The organism is Neobacillus sp. Soil_C_43 (assembly GCF_057656715.1).
Genome location: NZ_JBDGJV010000002.1, coordinates 32,166 through 49,095, shown reverse-complemented (window position 1 = coordinate 49,095; position 16,930 = coordinate 32,166). Strand labels below are relative to the sequence as shown.

19 protein-coding genes are annotated in these 16,930 nt (G+C 39.1%); 6 read left to right on the top strand and 13 right to left on the bottom strand.

Going from position 1 to position 16,930, the window contains the following annotated elements:
* Window positions 1-73 precede the first annotated feature (73 nt).
* The 8 genes from AC3A54_RS04880 to AC3A54_RS04845 form a co-directional block, all read right to left on the bottom strand.
* Window positions 74-484 carry a hypothetical protein gene (locus AC3A54_RS04880; RefSeq protein ID WP_487653537.1) on the bottom strand — a complete coding sequence of 137 codons (411 nt, stop codon included), beginning with the start codon at window positions 482-484 and terminating at the stop codon, window positions 74-76.
* Between the two features lie 135 nt (window positions 485-619).
* Window positions 620-1,201: an ATP-dependent Clp endopeptidase proteolytic subunit ClpP gene (gene clpP / locus AC3A54_RS04875; RefSeq protein WP_487653536.1), complete on the bottom strand. Its 582-nt coding sequence runs from the start codon at window positions 1,199-1,201 to the stop codon at window positions 620-622.
* A gap of 29 nt (window positions 1,202-1,230) precedes the next feature.
* The gene (locus tag AC3A54_RS04870; RefSeq protein WP_487653535.1) at window positions 1,231-1,956 is read right to left on the bottom strand and encodes a sigma-70 family RNA polymerase sigma factor; all 726 of its coding nucleotides are present in this window, start codon (window positions 1,954-1,956) and stop codon (window positions 1,231-1,233) included.
* A 130-nt stretch (window positions 1,957-2,086) separates the two neighbouring features.
* Window positions 2,087-2,791 carry a response regulator gene (locus AC3A54_RS04865; protein WP_487653534.1) on the bottom strand — a complete coding sequence of 235 codons (705 nt, stop codon included), beginning with the start codon at window positions 2,789-2,791 and terminating at the stop codon, window positions 2,087-2,089.
* Entirely contained in the window at window positions 2,748-4,379 is a 1,632-nt protein-coding gene (locus AC3A54_RS04860; protein ID WP_487653533.1) for an ATP-binding protein, read from the bottom strand. The genes AC3A54_RS04865 and AC3A54_RS04860 overlap by 44 nt, the downstream gene beginning before the upstream one ends.
* 73 nt (window positions 4,380-4,452) lie before the next feature.
* The gene (locus tag AC3A54_RS04855; RefSeq protein ID WP_487653532.1) at window positions 4,453-5,979 is read right to left on the bottom strand and encodes a tripartite tricarboxylate transporter permease; all 1,527 of its coding nucleotides are present in this window, start codon (window positions 5,977-5,979) and stop codon (window positions 4,453-4,455) included.
* A gap of 30 nt (window positions 5,980-6,009) precedes the next feature.
* Window positions 6,010-6,462: a tripartite tricarboxylate transporter TctB family protein gene (locus AC3A54_RS04850; protein ID WP_487653531.1), complete on the bottom strand. Its 453-nt coding sequence runs from the start codon at window positions 6,460-6,462 to the stop codon at window positions 6,010-6,012.
* Between the two features lie 58 nt (window positions 6,463-6,520).
* Entirely contained in the window at window positions 6,521-7,549 is a 1,029-nt protein-coding gene (locus AC3A54_RS04845; protein ID WP_487653530.1) for a Bug family tripartite tricarboxylate transporter substrate binding protein, read from the bottom strand.
* A 218-nt stretch (window positions 7,550-7,767) separates the two neighbouring features.
* Here AC3A54_RS04845 and AC3A54_RS04840 point away from each other — a divergent pair, with 218 nt between their 5' ends.
* Entirely contained in the window at window positions 7,768-7,965 is a 198-nt protein-coding gene (locus AC3A54_RS04840; protein WP_308079591.1) for a hypothetical protein, read from the top strand.
* Window positions 7,966-8,077: 112 nt separating this feature from the next.
* On the top strand, window positions 8,078-8,281 hold the full coding sequence (locus AC3A54_RS04835) for a hypothetical protein (RefSeq protein WP_487653529.1): 204 nt from the start codon (window positions 8,078-8,080) through the stop codon (window positions 8,279-8,281).
* A 63-nt stretch (window positions 8,282-8,344) separates the two neighbouring features.
* Here the strand turns inward: AC3A54_RS04835 and AC3A54_RS04830 are convergent, their stop codons facing one another.
* Together AC3A54_RS04830 and AC3A54_RS04825 are read right to left on the bottom strand one after the other, a co-directional pair.
* Window positions 8,345-8,713: a hypothetical protein gene (locus tag AC3A54_RS04830; protein WP_487653528.1), complete on the bottom strand. Its 369-nt coding sequence runs from the start codon at window positions 8,711-8,713 to the stop codon at window positions 8,345-8,347.
* A gap of 201 nt (window positions 8,714-8,914) precedes the next feature.
* Window positions 8,915-10,273 carry an MATE family efflux transporter gene (locus AC3A54_RS04825; RefSeq protein ID WP_487653527.1) on the bottom strand — a complete coding sequence of 453 codons (1,359 nt, stop codon included), beginning with the start codon at window positions 10,271-10,273 and terminating at the stop codon, window positions 8,915-8,917.
* A gap of 152 nt (window positions 10,274-10,425) precedes the next feature.
* On the opposite strand from AC3A54_RS04825, the gene AC3A54_RS04820 reads away from it, so the two are divergent.
* Window positions 10,426-10,704: a hypothetical protein gene (locus AC3A54_RS04820; protein WP_487653526.1), complete on the top strand. Its 279-nt coding sequence runs from the start codon at window positions 10,426-10,428 to the stop codon at window positions 10,702-10,704.
* A 579-nt stretch (window positions 10,705-11,283) separates the two neighbouring features.
* Here AC3A54_RS04820 and AC3A54_RS04815 read toward each other — a convergent pair.
* Both AC3A54_RS04815 and AC3A54_RS04810 read right to left on the bottom strand, forming a co-directional pair.
* On the bottom strand, window positions 11,284-12,111 hold the full coding sequence (locus AC3A54_RS04815) for a hypothetical protein (RefSeq protein WP_487653525.1): 828 nt from the start codon (window positions 12,109-12,111) through the stop codon (window positions 11,284-11,286).
* A 503-nt stretch (window positions 12,112-12,614) separates the two neighbouring features.
* The gene (locus AC3A54_RS04810; RefSeq protein ID WP_308079596.1) at window positions 12,615-12,815 is read right to left on the bottom strand and encodes a cold-shock protein; all 201 of its coding nucleotides are present in this window, start codon (window positions 12,813-12,815) and stop codon (window positions 12,615-12,617) included.
* A gap of 333 nt (window positions 12,816-13,148) precedes the next feature.
* Between AC3A54_RS04810 and AC3A54_RS04805 the strand changes: the two genes are divergently transcribed.
* Window positions 13,149-14,366, top strand: coding sequence for an MFS transporter (locus tag AC3A54_RS04805; protein ID WP_487653524.1), 1,218 nt, complete (start codon window positions 13,149-13,151; stop codon window positions 14,364-14,366).
* Between the two features lie 128 nt (window positions 14,367-14,494).
* Window positions 14,495-15,223 (top strand): protein-glutamine gamma-glutamyltransferase, encoded by a 729-nt coding sequence (locus tag AC3A54_RS04800; RefSeq protein WP_487653523.1) that lies wholly within the window; start codon window positions 14,495-14,497, stop codon window positions 15,221-15,223.
* A gap of 71 nt (window positions 15,224-15,294) precedes the next feature.
* Here the strand turns inward: AC3A54_RS04800 and AC3A54_RS04795 are convergent, their stop codons facing one another.
* Window positions 15,295-16,116, bottom strand: a complete 822-nt coding sequence (locus AC3A54_RS04795; protein WP_487653522.1) for a YitT family protein — start codon at window positions 16,114-16,116, stop codon at window positions 15,295-15,297.
* A 298-nt stretch (window positions 16,117-16,414) separates the two neighbouring features.
* Here AC3A54_RS04795 and AC3A54_RS04790 point away from each other — a divergent pair, with 298 nt between their 5' ends.
* Window positions 16,415-16,708, top strand: a complete 294-nt coding sequence (locus tag AC3A54_RS04790) for a hypothetical protein (protein ID WP_487653521.1) — start codon at window positions 16,415-16,417, stop codon at window positions 16,706-16,708.
* The last annotated feature ends 222 nt before the right edge of the window (window positions 16,709-16,930 follow it).

Genomic DNA, 16,930 nt, shown 5'->3' with positions numbered 1-16,930 from the left:
ATGTCACATACCTACAAGGGCCTATTCAATTTACGTTTATTAAAGAATCGCCTTTGTACTAAAATAGGTGTTTTTACCCAATTTTGCTTTTTAATATAGCTAATTTCTTAAATCTTTTATCATAACTTTGTCGCTCAAGTAGATTATTAAGCCAGAACTTTGCCTTTTCTTTATCCCCTATTTTTATAAATGCTTCAATGGCTTTTTTAAGATTGCTATTGTATCGAAAATTTTCATCTTTCATTAATTCTAGACATCGATGAAAGCTGCCCGAAGCTAATTTGGATTCTTTTGATTTGGAATATAGTAAGCCCAGATAAAAGTATCCACTTGAAATTTCTTCTTTCCTAAAGTGTTGTTGTTTTATTGCTGAAGTCATAATTTGAATTGCCTTATTTCTTAAGAAAAAATTTTCATACGTACTAGCTCTATTTACAAAGTCTTCATAATTCCTTAAAGGCTTAATTAGTGAAATAATCCCCATACATACACCTCGTATCAATATAAAAAAGATTTATTTGTAGTTTTCTACAAATATTCACTAAATTAAACAGGCTTTTACATAGCCATTAAAAAAGAACAATGCGATTGGACTCACATTGCTCTTTTACACCAATTTTCACTTCGGATACAGTATTTCATCAATAATCCCATACTCTTTTGCTTCTTCTGCACTCATAAAATAATCTCGGTCTGTATCCTTCGCGACTTTTTCAATCAGTTGGCCGGTACGTTCTGAAATGATTTCATTAATATGCTCTCTGAGTTTTAAGATTCTTCGTGCGGATATTTCTATTTCCGTAGCCTGCCCTCGCGCTCCACCTAGAGGCTGATGGATCATGATTTCACTGTTTGGCAGAGCGTACCGTTTTCCCTTGGTCCCTGCGAGAAGCAACATAGCTCCAAATGAGGCCGCCATCCCCGTGCAAATGGTTCGAATGTCAGGCTTAATGTATTGCATCGTATCAAAAATGGCAAAGCCTGCAGAGGTAGAACCACCGGGGCTATTAATATAAAGTGAGATTTCTTTATCAGGAGCATCGGCTGCTAAAAATAATAATTGGGCTACCACACTATTCGCCGTATGGTCGTTTATTTCATCTCCAATGATAATAATTCTGTCCTTTAATAAACGTGAATAAATATCATAGGAACGTTCTCCTCGATTTGACTGCTCTATTACATATGGTATTGTACTCATTCTTTATTCCTCCTTGAAGCGATGATTGGCTATGCAGCCATACAGAGAGTGCTTGAAGGAGAGATGTTGGGACGGGCCTTTTGGAAGCTTCTAGAAATAAGCGTAGGTTCAGTTCGAATACTTCTTAACGAAGGAATCACATCAATTAGGATGGTTGGGTCTTGATTTTTCAATGCCTCATAAAAAAGTTCCGAGAGCTGTTCCTGCTCCTCTACATCCCAAAAGGATTCTAAATCAAAGGACTGTTCCTCTTCGATTGCTTTTTCCAGGCGCTTTTTAGCTCGGTGGAGATTGGACTTCACCGCTATTTCTGTTACATCAAGGATATCGGCTATTTCCTTCAGTTGGTATTGAAAAGACTCTTTTAAAAGAAAGATAACCGCTTGCTTTGGAGTGAATTTTTTCAAAAGCAATTCCACTGAATCATTTAGACCATCCAGTTGATTAGTAATAGCATGACTTGCACAATCAGAATCTGATTCTAGTGTTTCCTTCTTTCTTTTACGAAGCACATCAATCCAATGATTGTAAGCCATTTTATTTAACAAAGCCGAAGTCATCTTTTGCGGTTGATTCGAATATCTTAATGCCTTAAGATACGTGTCTTGGGCGACATCCTCTCCATCCCATTTATTTTGGGTTAAAAAGTGACAATATCGCTGAAGTTTCGGATAATACTCCCTCCAAAAGGCATCGTCAAACCTATTTTCGTCCTCTGAATTTTCTACGCTGTCCTGTCTAAGTTTGTGTGACATTGATTTCACTCCTTTGCACTCTCTACCCTATAAACGATTCAAGGAGGGTGAAAAGATACGGGGTCAAAAAATTTTTTTGTTAGTGATACTATATGTGGCTCGTATTGGAATTAACCATGTCCATCCTTTATTAATGCACTAGGTAGACCCGCTCAGGGCGGCCAACTGTCCCATATGAGAGATCAGCCTCAATTTTTTCTTCTGACACCAAATGTTCTAAGTATCGTCTTGCAGTCGTTCGGCTAACACCAATTTCCTTAGCCACCAGCTCGGCCGTTAGCCCCCTACCTTCCCTGCCAAGGACCTCCAATACCTTTTCGAGTGTCAGTGGATCGATTCCTTTAGGTAGATACACCCTTTCGTTCCCTCCATTTTCATTCTCTTTACGCAACAGCTTATCCACCTGCTGCTGTGTGACATGAAGACTTTCTTTGCCTAATTGGATCAGTTTGGTATGATACTCTTTATATCGTAACAATGATTGTTTGAACCGTTCAAACACGACGGGTTTAATAATATAATCAAATACACCAATACTAATGGCTTCCTGAACTTTGTGAATCTCTTTTGTTGCCGTTATCATGATGACATCCATTTGTTTGGTCTGCTGTTTTGTTTCCTTTAGTAAGTCTAATCCATTCATATCTGGAAAATACACATCTAGTATAAGTAAGTCTGGCTGGAGGATCTCGATTAACGTTTTTGCCTCAATATAACTGGCGGCAATCCCAACTGTCTCAAACCCCTCTATTTGTTCAAGAAACCGCTTTTGGATTTCCGCTACTCGTAAGTCATCCTCCACAATTAATACGGTGATTGTTTGACCCCTGTTCATACATATTCCCCCTGCTTTTTGGTATTGCTACTGTGAAAATGGAGCCTTCTCCCGCATTCGAAGAAAATGTAATCGTTCCTCCTAATTCATTTAGCGCTTTTTGTACTAAACTAAGTCCGATTCCAGCATTACTGCCTGTATTCTTTGTGGTAAAACCTGCTTGAAAAATCTGTTCACTCGTGTCTGGATTCATCCCTATGCCGTTGTCTTCTACTTCAATAATCAGTTCTTTACCCAAATCGGTCAGAAATAAGGAAACATTCTTTTCTTGCTTTTCATTTTCTTTTACGGCTTCAAAGGCATTATTGATGAGGTTTCCTATAACCGTTACTAATGCCTCTCTGCTTAACTCAGGTAGAATATCTTTGAAACTGCTTTCTCTATCGATTGTAAAATGTATTTTTAACTCGCTTGCTAAACTAACTTTTCCTAAGATAAACCCTGCAATAATAGGATCTGGTACTTCTTTCATTAAGAATTGAATGAACCCCTGGGCAACATCCACTTCTTTTGAAATAAAATCAATGGCTTCCTGGTAGGACCCCAGTTGAATCAGACCAAGTAATGTATAGAGACGATTTGAATATTCATGGGTTTGTGCGCGCAATCCCTCTGCATAGGCTTTAACATGGGATAATTCCTGTAGTAGCTGGGTGAGCTCCGACTTATTTCGAAAACTGGCAACAGCGCCAACCACTTCCCTTTTATTATTAAAAATAGGAATACGATTGGCTAAATACACCTCGTCCATAATGATAATTTCCTGGTCATACTCGGCTTGTCCCGTCCGCACCACTTCAAGTAGATGGGTATTAACCAGCACTTCTTCAATTCTTTTTCCCCTAAGCAGGATATGATTGGGCACCTTCAGGATTGTATGAGCGGTTTCATTCACGACCGTAATTCTTCCCTCGGTATCGATGGCAATGATTCCCTCATGAATAGATTCCAATATCGCATGTTTCTCTTGGTACATCCATGCGATTTCTTTTGGTTCTAGTCCAAAAATAGCTCTTTTTATATTTAACGAGATTAATAGAGCTGCCAATAACCCTCCTATTAATATAATTAATGTGGCAACAAAAATTTTCTTCTGTAACTTCGAAATCTCTTTTTCAATATCCGTTTGCAGATACCCAACAGAAACGACGCCAATGACTTCGCCGTTACTAAAAATGGGGGCTTTTCCCCTCAAGGAAGGACCTAACGTCCCCGTCGATTCGGAAATAACAGACTCTCCTTTAAATACTTGACCATTGTCCCCCCCTACCATTTTTTGGCCCAAACGAGCCGGGTTGGGATGCGAGTAGCGGATTTCGTTCCTGTTCCCTATGACGATAAATTCTGCCCCCACCTGTTTTCTAATATTTTCTGCAATAGGCTGGATAATCGTTGAAGGATTGTTGGTCCGAAAGGCTGCCTGAATTTCCGGCATATTGGCAATTGATTGAGCAACTGATAACGCCTTTGACCCGATTTCATGCTTCAAATTTGATTCCATAATATTTTTAAAGGTAAATTCTATAATTGTTCCAAGTACAATGATAAGTATGGAAATTCCCAGCATTAGCTTTGTATGTAGTCGCATTCAAACACCTCTAACTCTATCATATAAAAAAAAACTCCTATTAAAAAGGAGTTTTTTCTCAATCTTCAGAATTTTACCCTTCTACATTTATGATTACTTCTTTCCCTCTTCGTTTCATCATGAACGGAACTACCAGCCAAAGGACTGTGATAAGAAGGAATGCTAAAGAAATTGGCCGTGTAAAAAATACACTGTAATCACCATTCGATATGGTTAGGGCTCTTCTTAGGTTATTTTCGATCATCGGTCCGAGGACTAGACCAAGAACTATCGGGGCAATGGGGTAATCATTTTTATTAAAAAAATACCCCAGGACTCCACAGCCCAATAATAGTAGAAGATCGTTGGTCGATACTTGAACAGCATAGACGCCAAAAATGGAAATGGCAATAATGATCGGTATTAAGTATTTCTTCGGTGTTTGAATGATTTTTGCAAATACCTTCACTAATGGAAGATTCAAGACTAAAAGCATGATGTTACCTATGAACATGCTGGCGATTAATCCCCAGGCAACCTGTGGATGGTCTTCAAATAACAATGGACCTGGTTGAACATTGTACATCATCAGAGCACCCATTAGGATAGCTGTGGTGCCAGAACCTGGTATCCCTAATGTTAATAATGGAATCATAGCACCGCCAGACGCCGCATTATTCGCTGATTCTGGTGCCGCCACCCCTGCGATCGTTCCTGTTCCAAATTTCGAAGGAGTTTTGGAAATCTTTTTTTCAAGAATATAAGAGAAGAAGGATGCAAGTGTTGCCCCAGCTCCCGGTAAGATTCCAACAAAGAAGCCAAGGATACTTCCGCGGGCAATCGGTCCAGCCGATTCTTTTAATTCCTCTTTGGATGGCAGCAAGTTATTAATTTTTGCAATATCCACCTCTTCTTCTTCTTTTTCTAGAATGGTCTTGAATACTTCACCGAGCGCAAACAATCCTACCGCTAAAGTTAGAAACTCAATTCCTTGGAAAAGCCATGGCACATCGAATGTAAATCTAGCAATCCCGGAAACACTGTCAATTCCAATTGTTCCGAGTAACAACCCACAAACAGTCATGATTAAGGCTTTTGTTACTGACTTTCCAGCTAAACCGCTAACGGCACCCAGTCCTAATAGCATTAAGGAAAAATATTCTGCCGGACCAAATTTTAGGGCTACGTCGGATAACGGCTTTGCTAGGGCAATCAAGGCTATCAGTGTCACGATTCCAGCTACAAACGATCCAATTGCTGCGATGGATAGTGCGCTGCCGGCCCTTCCTTTCTTTGCCATTTGATATCCGTCCAATGTTGTGACGACAGAGGACGATTCTCCTGGTGTATTTAATAGAATAGAAGTGGTAGACCCCCCATACATTGCTCCATAGTAAACTCCTGCTAATAAAATGATTGCGCTTGTTGCAGCCTGTTCTGGCGGCAGTCCGCCTGTAATGGATGCCGTTACCGGAATAAGAAGAGCTACACCACTCATTGGGCCAATACCTGGCAATACGCCAACAGCGGTCCCTATCAAAACCCCAACAAAAGCAAAAATGATATTATACCAAATAAGGGCCGTTCCAAAACCTTGAATTAAATAATCTAATGTACTCATGATCTTTCCTCCTTTCTTCTATTACTGTGGTTAAAACCAAACAGGCCAACCTGGAAGTGTTCCCTTTAACACTTCAACAAATAAATAGTAAACGATTCCTGAAAAAGCAGCAGATATGATAAGGGATGACACCCACTTCGAACGTTCCATTGTTTGAAAGCAAATAAATAAAAAGACAAAAGTAGTAATCACATACCCTATTGTTTCCAAGGTTAAGATATAAGCCAATGTAGCAACGAAAATGATTAAAAACGGCTTATATTCTAATTTTCCCTTTGCACTATGCTCTCCCTTTGAGATGATGGTTTCATAAAACAAGCGAATACTTAATAATACAAGGATAATACCAAGAATAAATGGGAAAATATCAGGACCTACTACACTACCGTATGACGAGCTTGATAGCTGCTTACTACCAACTATAAATAACACACCAACCGCAAGAAACATGACTGATGCAACACGATCGAATTTGATATCCATCTTCATACCCCCTCCTTAACTAATAGGGGAAGGAGAGAGACCACTCCTTCCCACACTATTACTTTTGCATACCCAATGCTTCTAATAATTGCTGGACTTGTTTATCTTGTTCTTCTAAAAACTTTTTGAAATCGCCACTGTTTTTGTACTGTAACTCCCAGCCTTGAGTTTCTACTTCCTTCTTCCAATCAGGTGTCTTGACTAGCTTATCAATCGTATTTTCCCAATATGTTTTTGCTTCCTTAGACATCTTTTCAGGACCGAATACTCCGCGCCAAATGGTAAATTCGGCGTCAACTCCTTGTTCCTTTGCAGTCGGTACATCTTTGAAATCACCTGTTAAGCGATCAGTTGAAGTAACAGCCAGCACTCTAATTTTACCTGCCTTTAAAAATTCCTTTACACTAGAAGCGTCAGTCCCAATCACATCTGCATTTCCTCCAAGAAGTGCAGTAATCGCTTCCCCGCCGCCATCATAGGAGACATATTTAATTTTCGTAGGATCCACACCGTATTTATACGCTGGAAGTATGGAGATCAAGTGGTCCATCGAACCTGGTGCGGAACCACCTGCAAATGTTAGTTTAGTAGGGTCCTTTTTCACGTCTTCTAAGACGGATTTCAGATCCTTATATTTTGAATCGGCTTTTACGACAATGGCACCAAAATCCTTCGTCAACTGCGCTAATGGAGTGGTGTTTTTGTAGCCGTAAGGGCTGTTTCCTTCCTTTTTCAGGTTGTTAATAATGATCGGCGGTGAACTAACAAAGAGCATGTCGTTGTTTGCCACATGTTGGGTTGCGTATTCCGCCATAAATACAGCTCCACCGCCACCTGGCTTATTCTCTACTGTCAATGGCTGCGTTACTAGTTTTGTCTCGCTAAGTACTTTTGTAAAGGAACGTGCGGTTAGATCCCAACCACCACCAGCACCCGATGGAGCTACAACGGTAATGGCATTCGTAGGATAGCCTGTACTTTCTTCCTTTTTACCAGAGCTAGCTGTTTCTTTACTGCTGCAAGCACCAAGGCTTAATGCCAATGCACCTGCACACATGACTGCTGAAATTCTTTTAATAGAAAACATTTTGTTTCCCCCTTTGTAAACGTTTTCTTAATTTTACAAAATCTTTTGCCCTTGAAAAGGTTATGTATTTAAACAGCATTAAAAACTTATAAACCATTTTGTTCATTTTGTTCACGTGCGGAAAATTGGAGATTTTTGCAGAAAAATAATAGTGGACTATTTTTATAAGCCTGATATAATCCAAATAGAATACATTATTACATTTAAAGGTGGACACTATGGGGAACACATGTAGGTATGTTGTCAACGCACTTGGAAAAGGTGGGGAAACATATTATACGCGTTGTAAAGACAAACAAGAATTGAAGAACTGGATTTCTACTAATCGTGAAAAAATAATAATGGACGAATTAAAAATCACTGATAAACAACAAAGTCTATTTTCCAAATGGTTAGGCATGAAAAACTTATTTTAACGACTAGACGCCATTCTATTTAGAATGGCGTCATTTATTTGCTATTTTATACGATTAATAGCAAAGGTATTATTAATATATGGTATAATTATCCAACGGAGGTGTGTGTGGTATGGCAATGGAAATTGAGGATAAAGTAAAACCATCACGTTCAACAAGTAACAATAATAAAAATGACGTGACAGTAAATAACAACTTCAGTTTAACGATTAACTTTGGAGATTCATTGAATGTATTAGCTTTAATTGCTGGAGTCTATTTGATTAGAAGAATTGCAAAAAAACGCAAACTGAAAAAGAAAGCTGAAAAAAAGTAATGGATTCCGGCCATTACTTTTTTATATATTTAACAAGCTCCTTGACCTTATTCGTAACGTCGTTTACTCATCTATCTCTCTTAGTTTTTTCCGTAATTCAATCATTACGGCTCTCGGGTTCTCCATTTCAAAAATAATATATTTATATTTTCCGAACCCGTCTACTTCCAGGTGGACTAGGGGAACATTGTGTTCACATGATATAAAATACCACTCATTTCCGAACTTAAAACTACCTTCAAAAATGTTCAGTGGCGCAATCGCAGTGCCAGGCATTTTAAGCATCCACATCGGTGGATCGAATTCATCTATATAGACACGTTTAATTGCCTTGTAAGGAATTCTCAATTGCCATTTAAGTGCAAACACACTTAGTAGCCCGTTTAACCTAAGCACAAATTCATCCTTGGTAAAGCTTACTTTTCTCCCCACTAAGATCACCCCAAAAGCGGATTTCGATCACCCATTTTCCTTTATTTTACCACTGGAATATTCAGTAAACCATTCCTTTTACAAAAACAAAAAAAGGACCAACCCTCAAGTCAGTCCAATCTTTGATCGTATTTAGCACTAGCAAATTGTCCACCTCAAGAAGACAAATGTCCACAAGGATGCCTGACACCCAAATAGGATCTACCCCTCTATAGTCACGAATTTCTTTTTCTGAATGTAGATAAGTCTAAGGGATAAGGCAATTCCTGCTGCAAGTAGTCCTACGGTTAGTCCTATCCAATAGCCCCTTGCCTCTAAGTTTGTGTAATGGGCCAGCACGAAGCCGACTGGGAGACAGATTAGCCAGTAGGCAATTAACGTCATGATAAAAGCGAGATTGACATCCTTATACCCTCTTAATGCTGCTTGTGCTGTCGCCTGGATGGCATCAGATATTTGAAAAAACAGCGCAAAGATTAAAAAGTTCGCTGTTAAGTTGATAACGGCCGTTTCGTTCGAATATAAACCAGCCACTTGATAACGGAACACAACCACTAACAATCCCGTAAAGAGGGCAATGAAAATGGCCAGATATACACCAAGCCAGCTGTATTGTTTGGCATCTTTATAACGCCGTGATCCGACTTCAAAGCCGACAAGAACGGTCAGCGCCGTGGAGATACTTATGGGAATCATATACAAGAATGACACGATATTTAAAGCCGATTGATAAGCCGCTATCGTTGTGACGTTAAATTTACTTAATAGAATCGTGACCACTGCAAACATACTTGTCTCGAAAAAGGTGGAAAGCCCCATTGGGACACCAATCTTTAAAATTTCCTTACATTCTTCCCACGAGAATTCCTTCTTATTACTGAAAACCGGATAGGATGAGAATGGGTCTTGTGTTTTTACAATAAAAATCGTCATCCCCATGATGGCCCAATAAGTGATCGATGTCGCATACCCTGCCCCAGAGCCCCCTAACTCTGGAAAACCAAAATGTCCAAAGATAAACGCGTAGTTCAAGAAGAAATTAAGCGGCAAAGACGCTAGCATAATCACCATAATCACACGTGTTTTCCCAAGAGCGTAAATAAACGACCTTAGGACGTTAAAAATAAACAGAGGGACAATTCCAAAACTTAGACCAACTAAATAATCAAATGCCGTTTCTTGGACATCATTAGGCAGTTTCATTTTGTCTAAAATGGGATCTAATAAAAAGGCTCCCAGAATAATAACCACGATAGCAATTAAAAAGGAAAGATACATGCCATGTTTCACAACAGTGGATACTTCATTATTTCGTTTTTCACCGAATCGTTGTGCCGCAATGGGTGAAACCGCTAGTAAAATGCCGCTGATTCCCATAAAAATAGGGCTCCAAACCGAGGAGCCAATCGCCACTCCTGCTAAATCGGAAGAATGATATTTTCCTGACATGATCGTATTGAAAAATACCATCGAAAACATGCCAAGCTGTGTAATTAAAATGGGAATTAATAAGACAATTATTTGTTTTGTCTTTTCCCTGATTGTAAAGGTCTGGTTCATAACTGTGTGCTCCTTGAGAATAAAAATCCGAACCTTTATTATACTCTATTTCGAATTATTTTCCTCTAAATAAGTTTCCGCCTGTGATACCCATCACCTCTTCTTCTTCTTGCTTTTTTTAAAATATAGTTAAAGGGAGATGGGTTCTGCGTATGGAAAAACAATTGTCCGATTTGTCTATTTTCGAGAGCTACCGCAATCGACAAGTGATTCTTAACTACTATCAGGATGAAGATTTTTTATGGAAAAGAGAGGGCTTTCACTTTGATTCTATCCAATTTGGAAGCGAGCATCTGCTATTTTTGAAGGAGAACGGCAGCACAATATCGGTTCCCATATATGAATACAAAACTGCTGTCATTAATACCCAGTTTCCGAATTTCTTTATTTTGCGGAATGGTGAGGATCTCTTGGAGATTTATTTTACTTGACTTGGTTTGACCAAGTACTATATTCAGCAAAAAAGACGCTTCCATTAGGCGTCTTTTTTGATTTCGTTACCGCTTTCCCTTTTCTGTAGTCACTTCAGGCATGTAGACTGCTTATACGTTACCGGGGACACTCTCCCACAACACTATCGGGCACGTAGACTCCTTCTACATTACCGGAGCCCCTTCCCAACAGCCATTTCGGGCACGTAGACTCCTTCTACGTTACCGGGATCCCTTTCACACTACACTTTCGGGCACGTAGACTGCTTATACGTTACCGGGACCCCTTTCACTCAACACTTTCGGTAACGTAGACTGCTTCTACGTTACCGTGTCCCCATTCACTCAACGCTTTCGGGCACGTAGACGTGATACCTTGCTTTTTCCATAGGACTTTGAATGGAATCAGCACCGTACGAAGGAAATGCGATAGAATTTTCGAGGATCTCACACCTGCTGCTATAATCAATATAGATCAAAAACCTACCAATAACCTTAATATCCCCAAAAAATAGACGTGCACCAACATTCGCACGTCTATTCCTTTATTGTATATAACAGGAACCCTCAGTGTCCCACCTAGTTCTTTACAATTTTTGAAGGATTATTCACTTTGTATAGTACTGGCACATCGACAAGAAATTCTTCCTCTACATCTTTTCCCTTCGCTAACTTCTTAGCCGCTACTTTTCCGTCGAATTCGAGTTGATCTCCAACAGCCAGTTCAAACTTTTTAAGGGTTTTACTGTGACTGCACCACGCAAAACCAATTTCCAGTGGATTGTCTTGAATGATTTTTACATTCTCTAAGACAACTACTTCATCGTTTTCTTCATTGAACGGATTGTAAGTCAAGGCAAACTGTTTAACCGTTGCAGCAAAGTGTACTTTATCAGCCGGCAACTCGAGCTTGGGAGCCTTCTCTTTTTTCGGCTTTGCTTCTTTCACTTTTGCTTGCTTCGGCTTTGGCTCGTCCTCTTTTTTCGGAAGTTCTTTGGCAGCAGGCGAACTATCTTCTACATTGTTGCTTTCTACTTTGTCCCCACTCTCTACTGTCGGTATGTCCTTATCCTCAAGATTCAACAAGCTTTCTTTTCCAAAGCTTGATTGCTGCATTTCCTTAAAATAGGCTGGGTGGATACAACTCAAATGGCCATCGTTAAATTCAATGACAACCGTATTTAATTCAGCCGCACTCCCGTAGGTTTCATAGCCTTTAATGGATACAAGACGCTGGGAGTGCCGGTCTTTGTACCAGAATTCCCTTTTTGCTTCTTTTGCTGAGGAAAGTCCCCATTCCTTGAGCTTTTCCTTATAATGGTCCTCATCCCGAAAGGTATCGAACTCACCCTTTGGCGGAATATATTGTGTTAGCTCAGATTGTTCTATTTGCGGCCGCTCGATCACCACTCCACACTTCCTTCCGTTATGTATATGTGTAGATTATATCATTTCATATGAAAAACATTAATCGCGATGCCAAATATGGGCATAATTTAAAATGACTTAGACGAATTTTATTTTTCCACTGAAAAAGTAGGTCTTTTCTATTTTCTATGTTATACTGATTTTACCATTTGCTTTATTGATTCATGACCTCTGTTCTTTCGATGAGAACGGGGGTTTTTGTTTGTCTTTATTTCTTTCTACTACTTTCATATGTATACAAATGTCTCTGTTAAAATTGCCTGTTGATTTCCGCTCCAGATGCTTCGCTTTCCGTGGGCGTTTCGGCGAGCCTCCTCGGCCAAAAAAGCGCCTGCGGGGTCTCCCCTGACCCGTACTCCCACAGGAGTCTTCGCGTCTTCCGCTCCAATCAACAGGGTATAAAAATCAACAATGTTCTTTAACACAGCCATACAAAAAAAAGACTCTACAAGAGAGTCTTTTTCATTTATATAAAGCTTTTATTAAGCTTTACGAACGTTAGAAGCTTGTGGTCCACGTTGACCTTGCTCAACGTCAAAAGTTACTGTTTGGCCTTCGTCAAGAGATTTGAAGCCTTCGCCTTGGATAGCTGAGAAGTGTACGAATACATCGTCTCCACCTTCGCGCTCGATGAATCCAAAACCTTTTTCTGCATTAAACCATTTTACTTTACCTTGTTCCATTTGTGTATCCTCCTGCTGTGTGCTGTGCACACATTTTGGTACTATCCTTGCTCAAATCTTCAAGACAGAAAGCTGTTCACTTAACACTCTTGCCGATCCACAAAAATAATTCTTCTTAAATATAACAGAAATAAATGGATAAAGCAAACGAATATAAACTTTTTTAAAATATAGTACTTCGAAATTAGATAAAAAAAGCTAACAAACATTGTCTTTTGAGGTTTCCAACGCTGCTCAATAAAATTATTTTAAAATATTAAATTATTTTCATCAAATTAACCATGATCGATTGTATAATAACAAAGATAATTAAATATGAAACGGTGAAGACACATGCGAACATATAATGAAAAAATTAGTATTTATCATGGAATGGTGTCAACCATTGCTGTGAATCTTGCGGGTAACTTTTTTCCTATTTTTGCAATTTCTATTCTTGGTGCTACTAATTATCAGGTTGGGTTGATTAGTTCACTTCCCCCACTTGTTGCCCTATTAACCACCATTCCTGCTGCAATTGTATTAAATCGCCTGGAGCAGCAAAAAAGAACGGTAGCAATGTCCGTTTTTTGGGCGAGAATTATGTTTTTATTGTTGATTGGAGTGGCTTTCGTTGCTTCTGACCATCAAGCCTGGGCATTTTTAATTATTGTTGCTTTAATGAATATCCCAGGAACAATTTCTAACATTGGTTGGCAAACCCTAATAAGTGGAATGATTAGCGAAGAACGAAGAGGTTCATTTTTTAGTGACAGAAATCGGCTATTAACCATTGTTGGGATGGTTACCACCCTAATTATCGGTATCGTCATGAAAAAGCAAACAGACAATGCACTCGCCTATCAATGTTTATTCTTCATTGCTTTTGTTTTTGGACTGTTTGAAGTGTTCTTCTTACTAAAGCATAAAGAAAAGGCGGAGCCGAAGAAGAACAAAGAGCAAAATTCGTTTATGGATTGGTCGATTTTTAAGGATAACGGGTATAAATGGTTTCTCGTATCTGCCCTGTGCTTTAATTTCACCTGGCAGTTGGTTTGGGGATTATTCAATATCTATAATGTAAAATACGCTCATGCTACGATTCTTTGGATCAGTATCTTTTCTGTGGCGAACCAATTGGTACAAATCTTTTCGTTTCCCTTATGGAAAAAATGGGCCGAACAAAAATCCAATACACTTATGCTCGTTTGGGTAGCAGTCGGTATGGCAACGGCACCGATTTTAAATGTATTGTCAACGAACTTGTACTACTTAACATTTGTTGCCATGACATCTGGATTTTTTGTTTCAGGTACAATGCTCCTGTTGTTCAATCTTTTGTTGGAGCAGTCGCCAAAGGAAAAGAGAACCTATTGTATTACCACCTATAATGTTCTCCTGTCATTCGTTGCCTTTATCGCCCCTCAAATTGGCATATGGCTATTAGAAACAACCGGCATGCAGAAATCAATGGAGATTAGCACTGTGCTTCGACTAATCAGTGCATTCGTATTTTTACTTATGTACATCAAATTTATGAAAAACCAAAAGCATGCACTACTAAAAAGCTAATTAAAGGATATGGGTTGGATAAAATCCAACCCTTTTTTGTTGTGCCATTTATTGCTGTCATTTGTCGTGGCAAAGTTTCATATTTTTAAAAGGAAGTGGTTTGGCGGAAATAAGAACAGGAGGTAAATATGATTATTATTAATCACCAGCGTGTGAAACCAATGGATTTATTTCCTCATATTACGAATAAAGAACAAAGAACAATTATTGAATATATGGAGAAATATAGTGGGAATTATGAGTATGCCACACTAGATCAACTTAAATTTGAATTGATGTTCCGAACGAATACTATGACTGCTGCCCGTCAACAAGATAAAAGCGGTGCCAAGTTTACTACCTTTCAGTATGCCTTTTGCAATAAACAGTATTGGAATCGTCTGAATAATGGAGGCTTCCTCATAAAACCCAACATCAGTCCCTCGGTAGCTATTTTAGATGTCATAAAAAATGGGCCTCTCTATGCCTTCGAATGTTCCACAGCAGTTGCCATTGTTTTATACATTGCCACACTTTACTCTATAGGAAGCTCAAGGTTTGACATTCTCTTTAGCAATCTTTATTTAATGGATTGGCAATTTGATGAGGATATGAAAATGTATCAAAAAGTTGGGGACGACTATTTACCCGGTGACATTCTTCATTTCAACAATCCAGATTTCAACCCAAAAGAACCCCATTGGCGTGCAGAAAACGTCATCTACTTTGGAGATGACCTATACCAAGGACATGGAATCGGAATCAGAAATGCAAGCACCATCATCAACTTCCTAAACAAGAAAAGAAAACCGAATCCCCAACATTCCGCTTACCTAATGACACTTATCACTCGACTCTATTATCAATCGTTTCGCTAAGATGGTGTCAGGCACCATCTGTAATCATGTCCTCCGCCATAGACAGTTGTTGGGACGGTCAGACTGCTTTCCTAATTTTTTCTGAACCGCCCCATTACTTCCAGGGTTTGTGAGATGTTTACAAAAGCATTTGGATCGGTGATTTTGATGGTATGTTTTGTTTCATTCAATTCAAATCTTGTTATCACAGTTGTTAGGACTTTTTTTGGTTTATGGGCGTAGGCGCCTTCTGCGTTATGTACCGTAATCCCTCTGGAGTGTAAATGGATAAGGGCGTCTATTAGTTCATCCCCTTTCTCAGTGACAATCCTTAAGGTTAATTTGTTTTGGTTTGTGTAAACCATATCGACTGCTCGACCTGCTACATAGATGGCGATGACTGTATATAAAGTGATATCCCATCCAAATATAAAGCCTGAAGTGCCAACAACAAGAAGGTTCATACATGCACTTAAAAAACCAACCTGCATGTTCTTTTTTTGAGAAATAATAAGGCTGACGATATCCGTTCCGCCTGTTGAACCGCCAGTCTTGATGACAAGTCCGACGGCAATTCCATATAGAGCACCGCCGATTATTGATGAGAGTAAAATATCATTAGATATTGCGTGAATTGGAATTACTTTCAAACTGATTGACAAAACAACAACTGAATATATGGTATACAGGATAAATCTTTTTCCCAGATATTTAATACCCAAAATCAAAAGCGGAATATTAATTATCAATACAATCAAACCTGTATTGACGTGTAAATAATGATGAATAAAAAAAGCCATCCCGGTAACGCCCCCGGATGCCAATTTATGCGGGATAAGAAACGTGTTATAAGCAAACCCAAAAAGCATGGAACATAATCCTACCAGGATGATTTGATAAATTAATCGAAACAAAATAAGCACCTCTAATAGATTCTCTTGAAAATTATTTATTGTTTATAAATTAGGCTCTTATCGTAAACTTTGTTGCTCTCAGTACTCTTTTGTTCCTGATTCAAAAGCAACGGCGGACATATGAGTGAATTTAAATCCGATGCTGATAGAACCTGTTTTAACTTCGGACAGAGTTGGTGGAAAAGACAGCAACATTGTCAGAAGACAAAGGAACTTTGGACAGAGTAAGCGGAAAAGACAGCAACATTGTCAAAAGGCAAAGGAACTTTGGACAGAGTAAGAGGAAAAGACAGCAACATTGTCAAAAGGCAAAGGAACTTTGGACAGAGTAAGAGGAAAAGACAGCAACATTGTCAGAAGACAAAGGAACTTTGGACAGAGTAAGCAGAAAAAACAGCACGATTGTCAGAAGGCAGGGCAACTTCTGACAGAGTTGGCGGAAAAAGCAAAAACATTGTCAGAAGACAAAGGAACTTTGGACAGAGTAAGCGGAAAAGACAGCAACATTGTCAGAAGGCAAAGGAACTTTGGACAGAGTAAGCGAAAAATACAGAAACATTGTCAGAAGGCAAAGGAACTTTGGACAGAGTAAGCGGAAAAGACAGCAACATTGTCAGAAGGCAAAGGAACTTCGGACAGAGTAAGCGAAAAATACAGAAACATTGTCAGAAGGCAAAGGAACTTTGGACAGAGTAAGCGAAAAATACAGAAACATTGTCAGAAGGCAAAGGAACTTTGGACAGAGTAAGCGAAAAATACAGAAACATTGTCAGAAGGCAAAGGAACTTTGGACAGAGTTAGCGAAAAATACAGA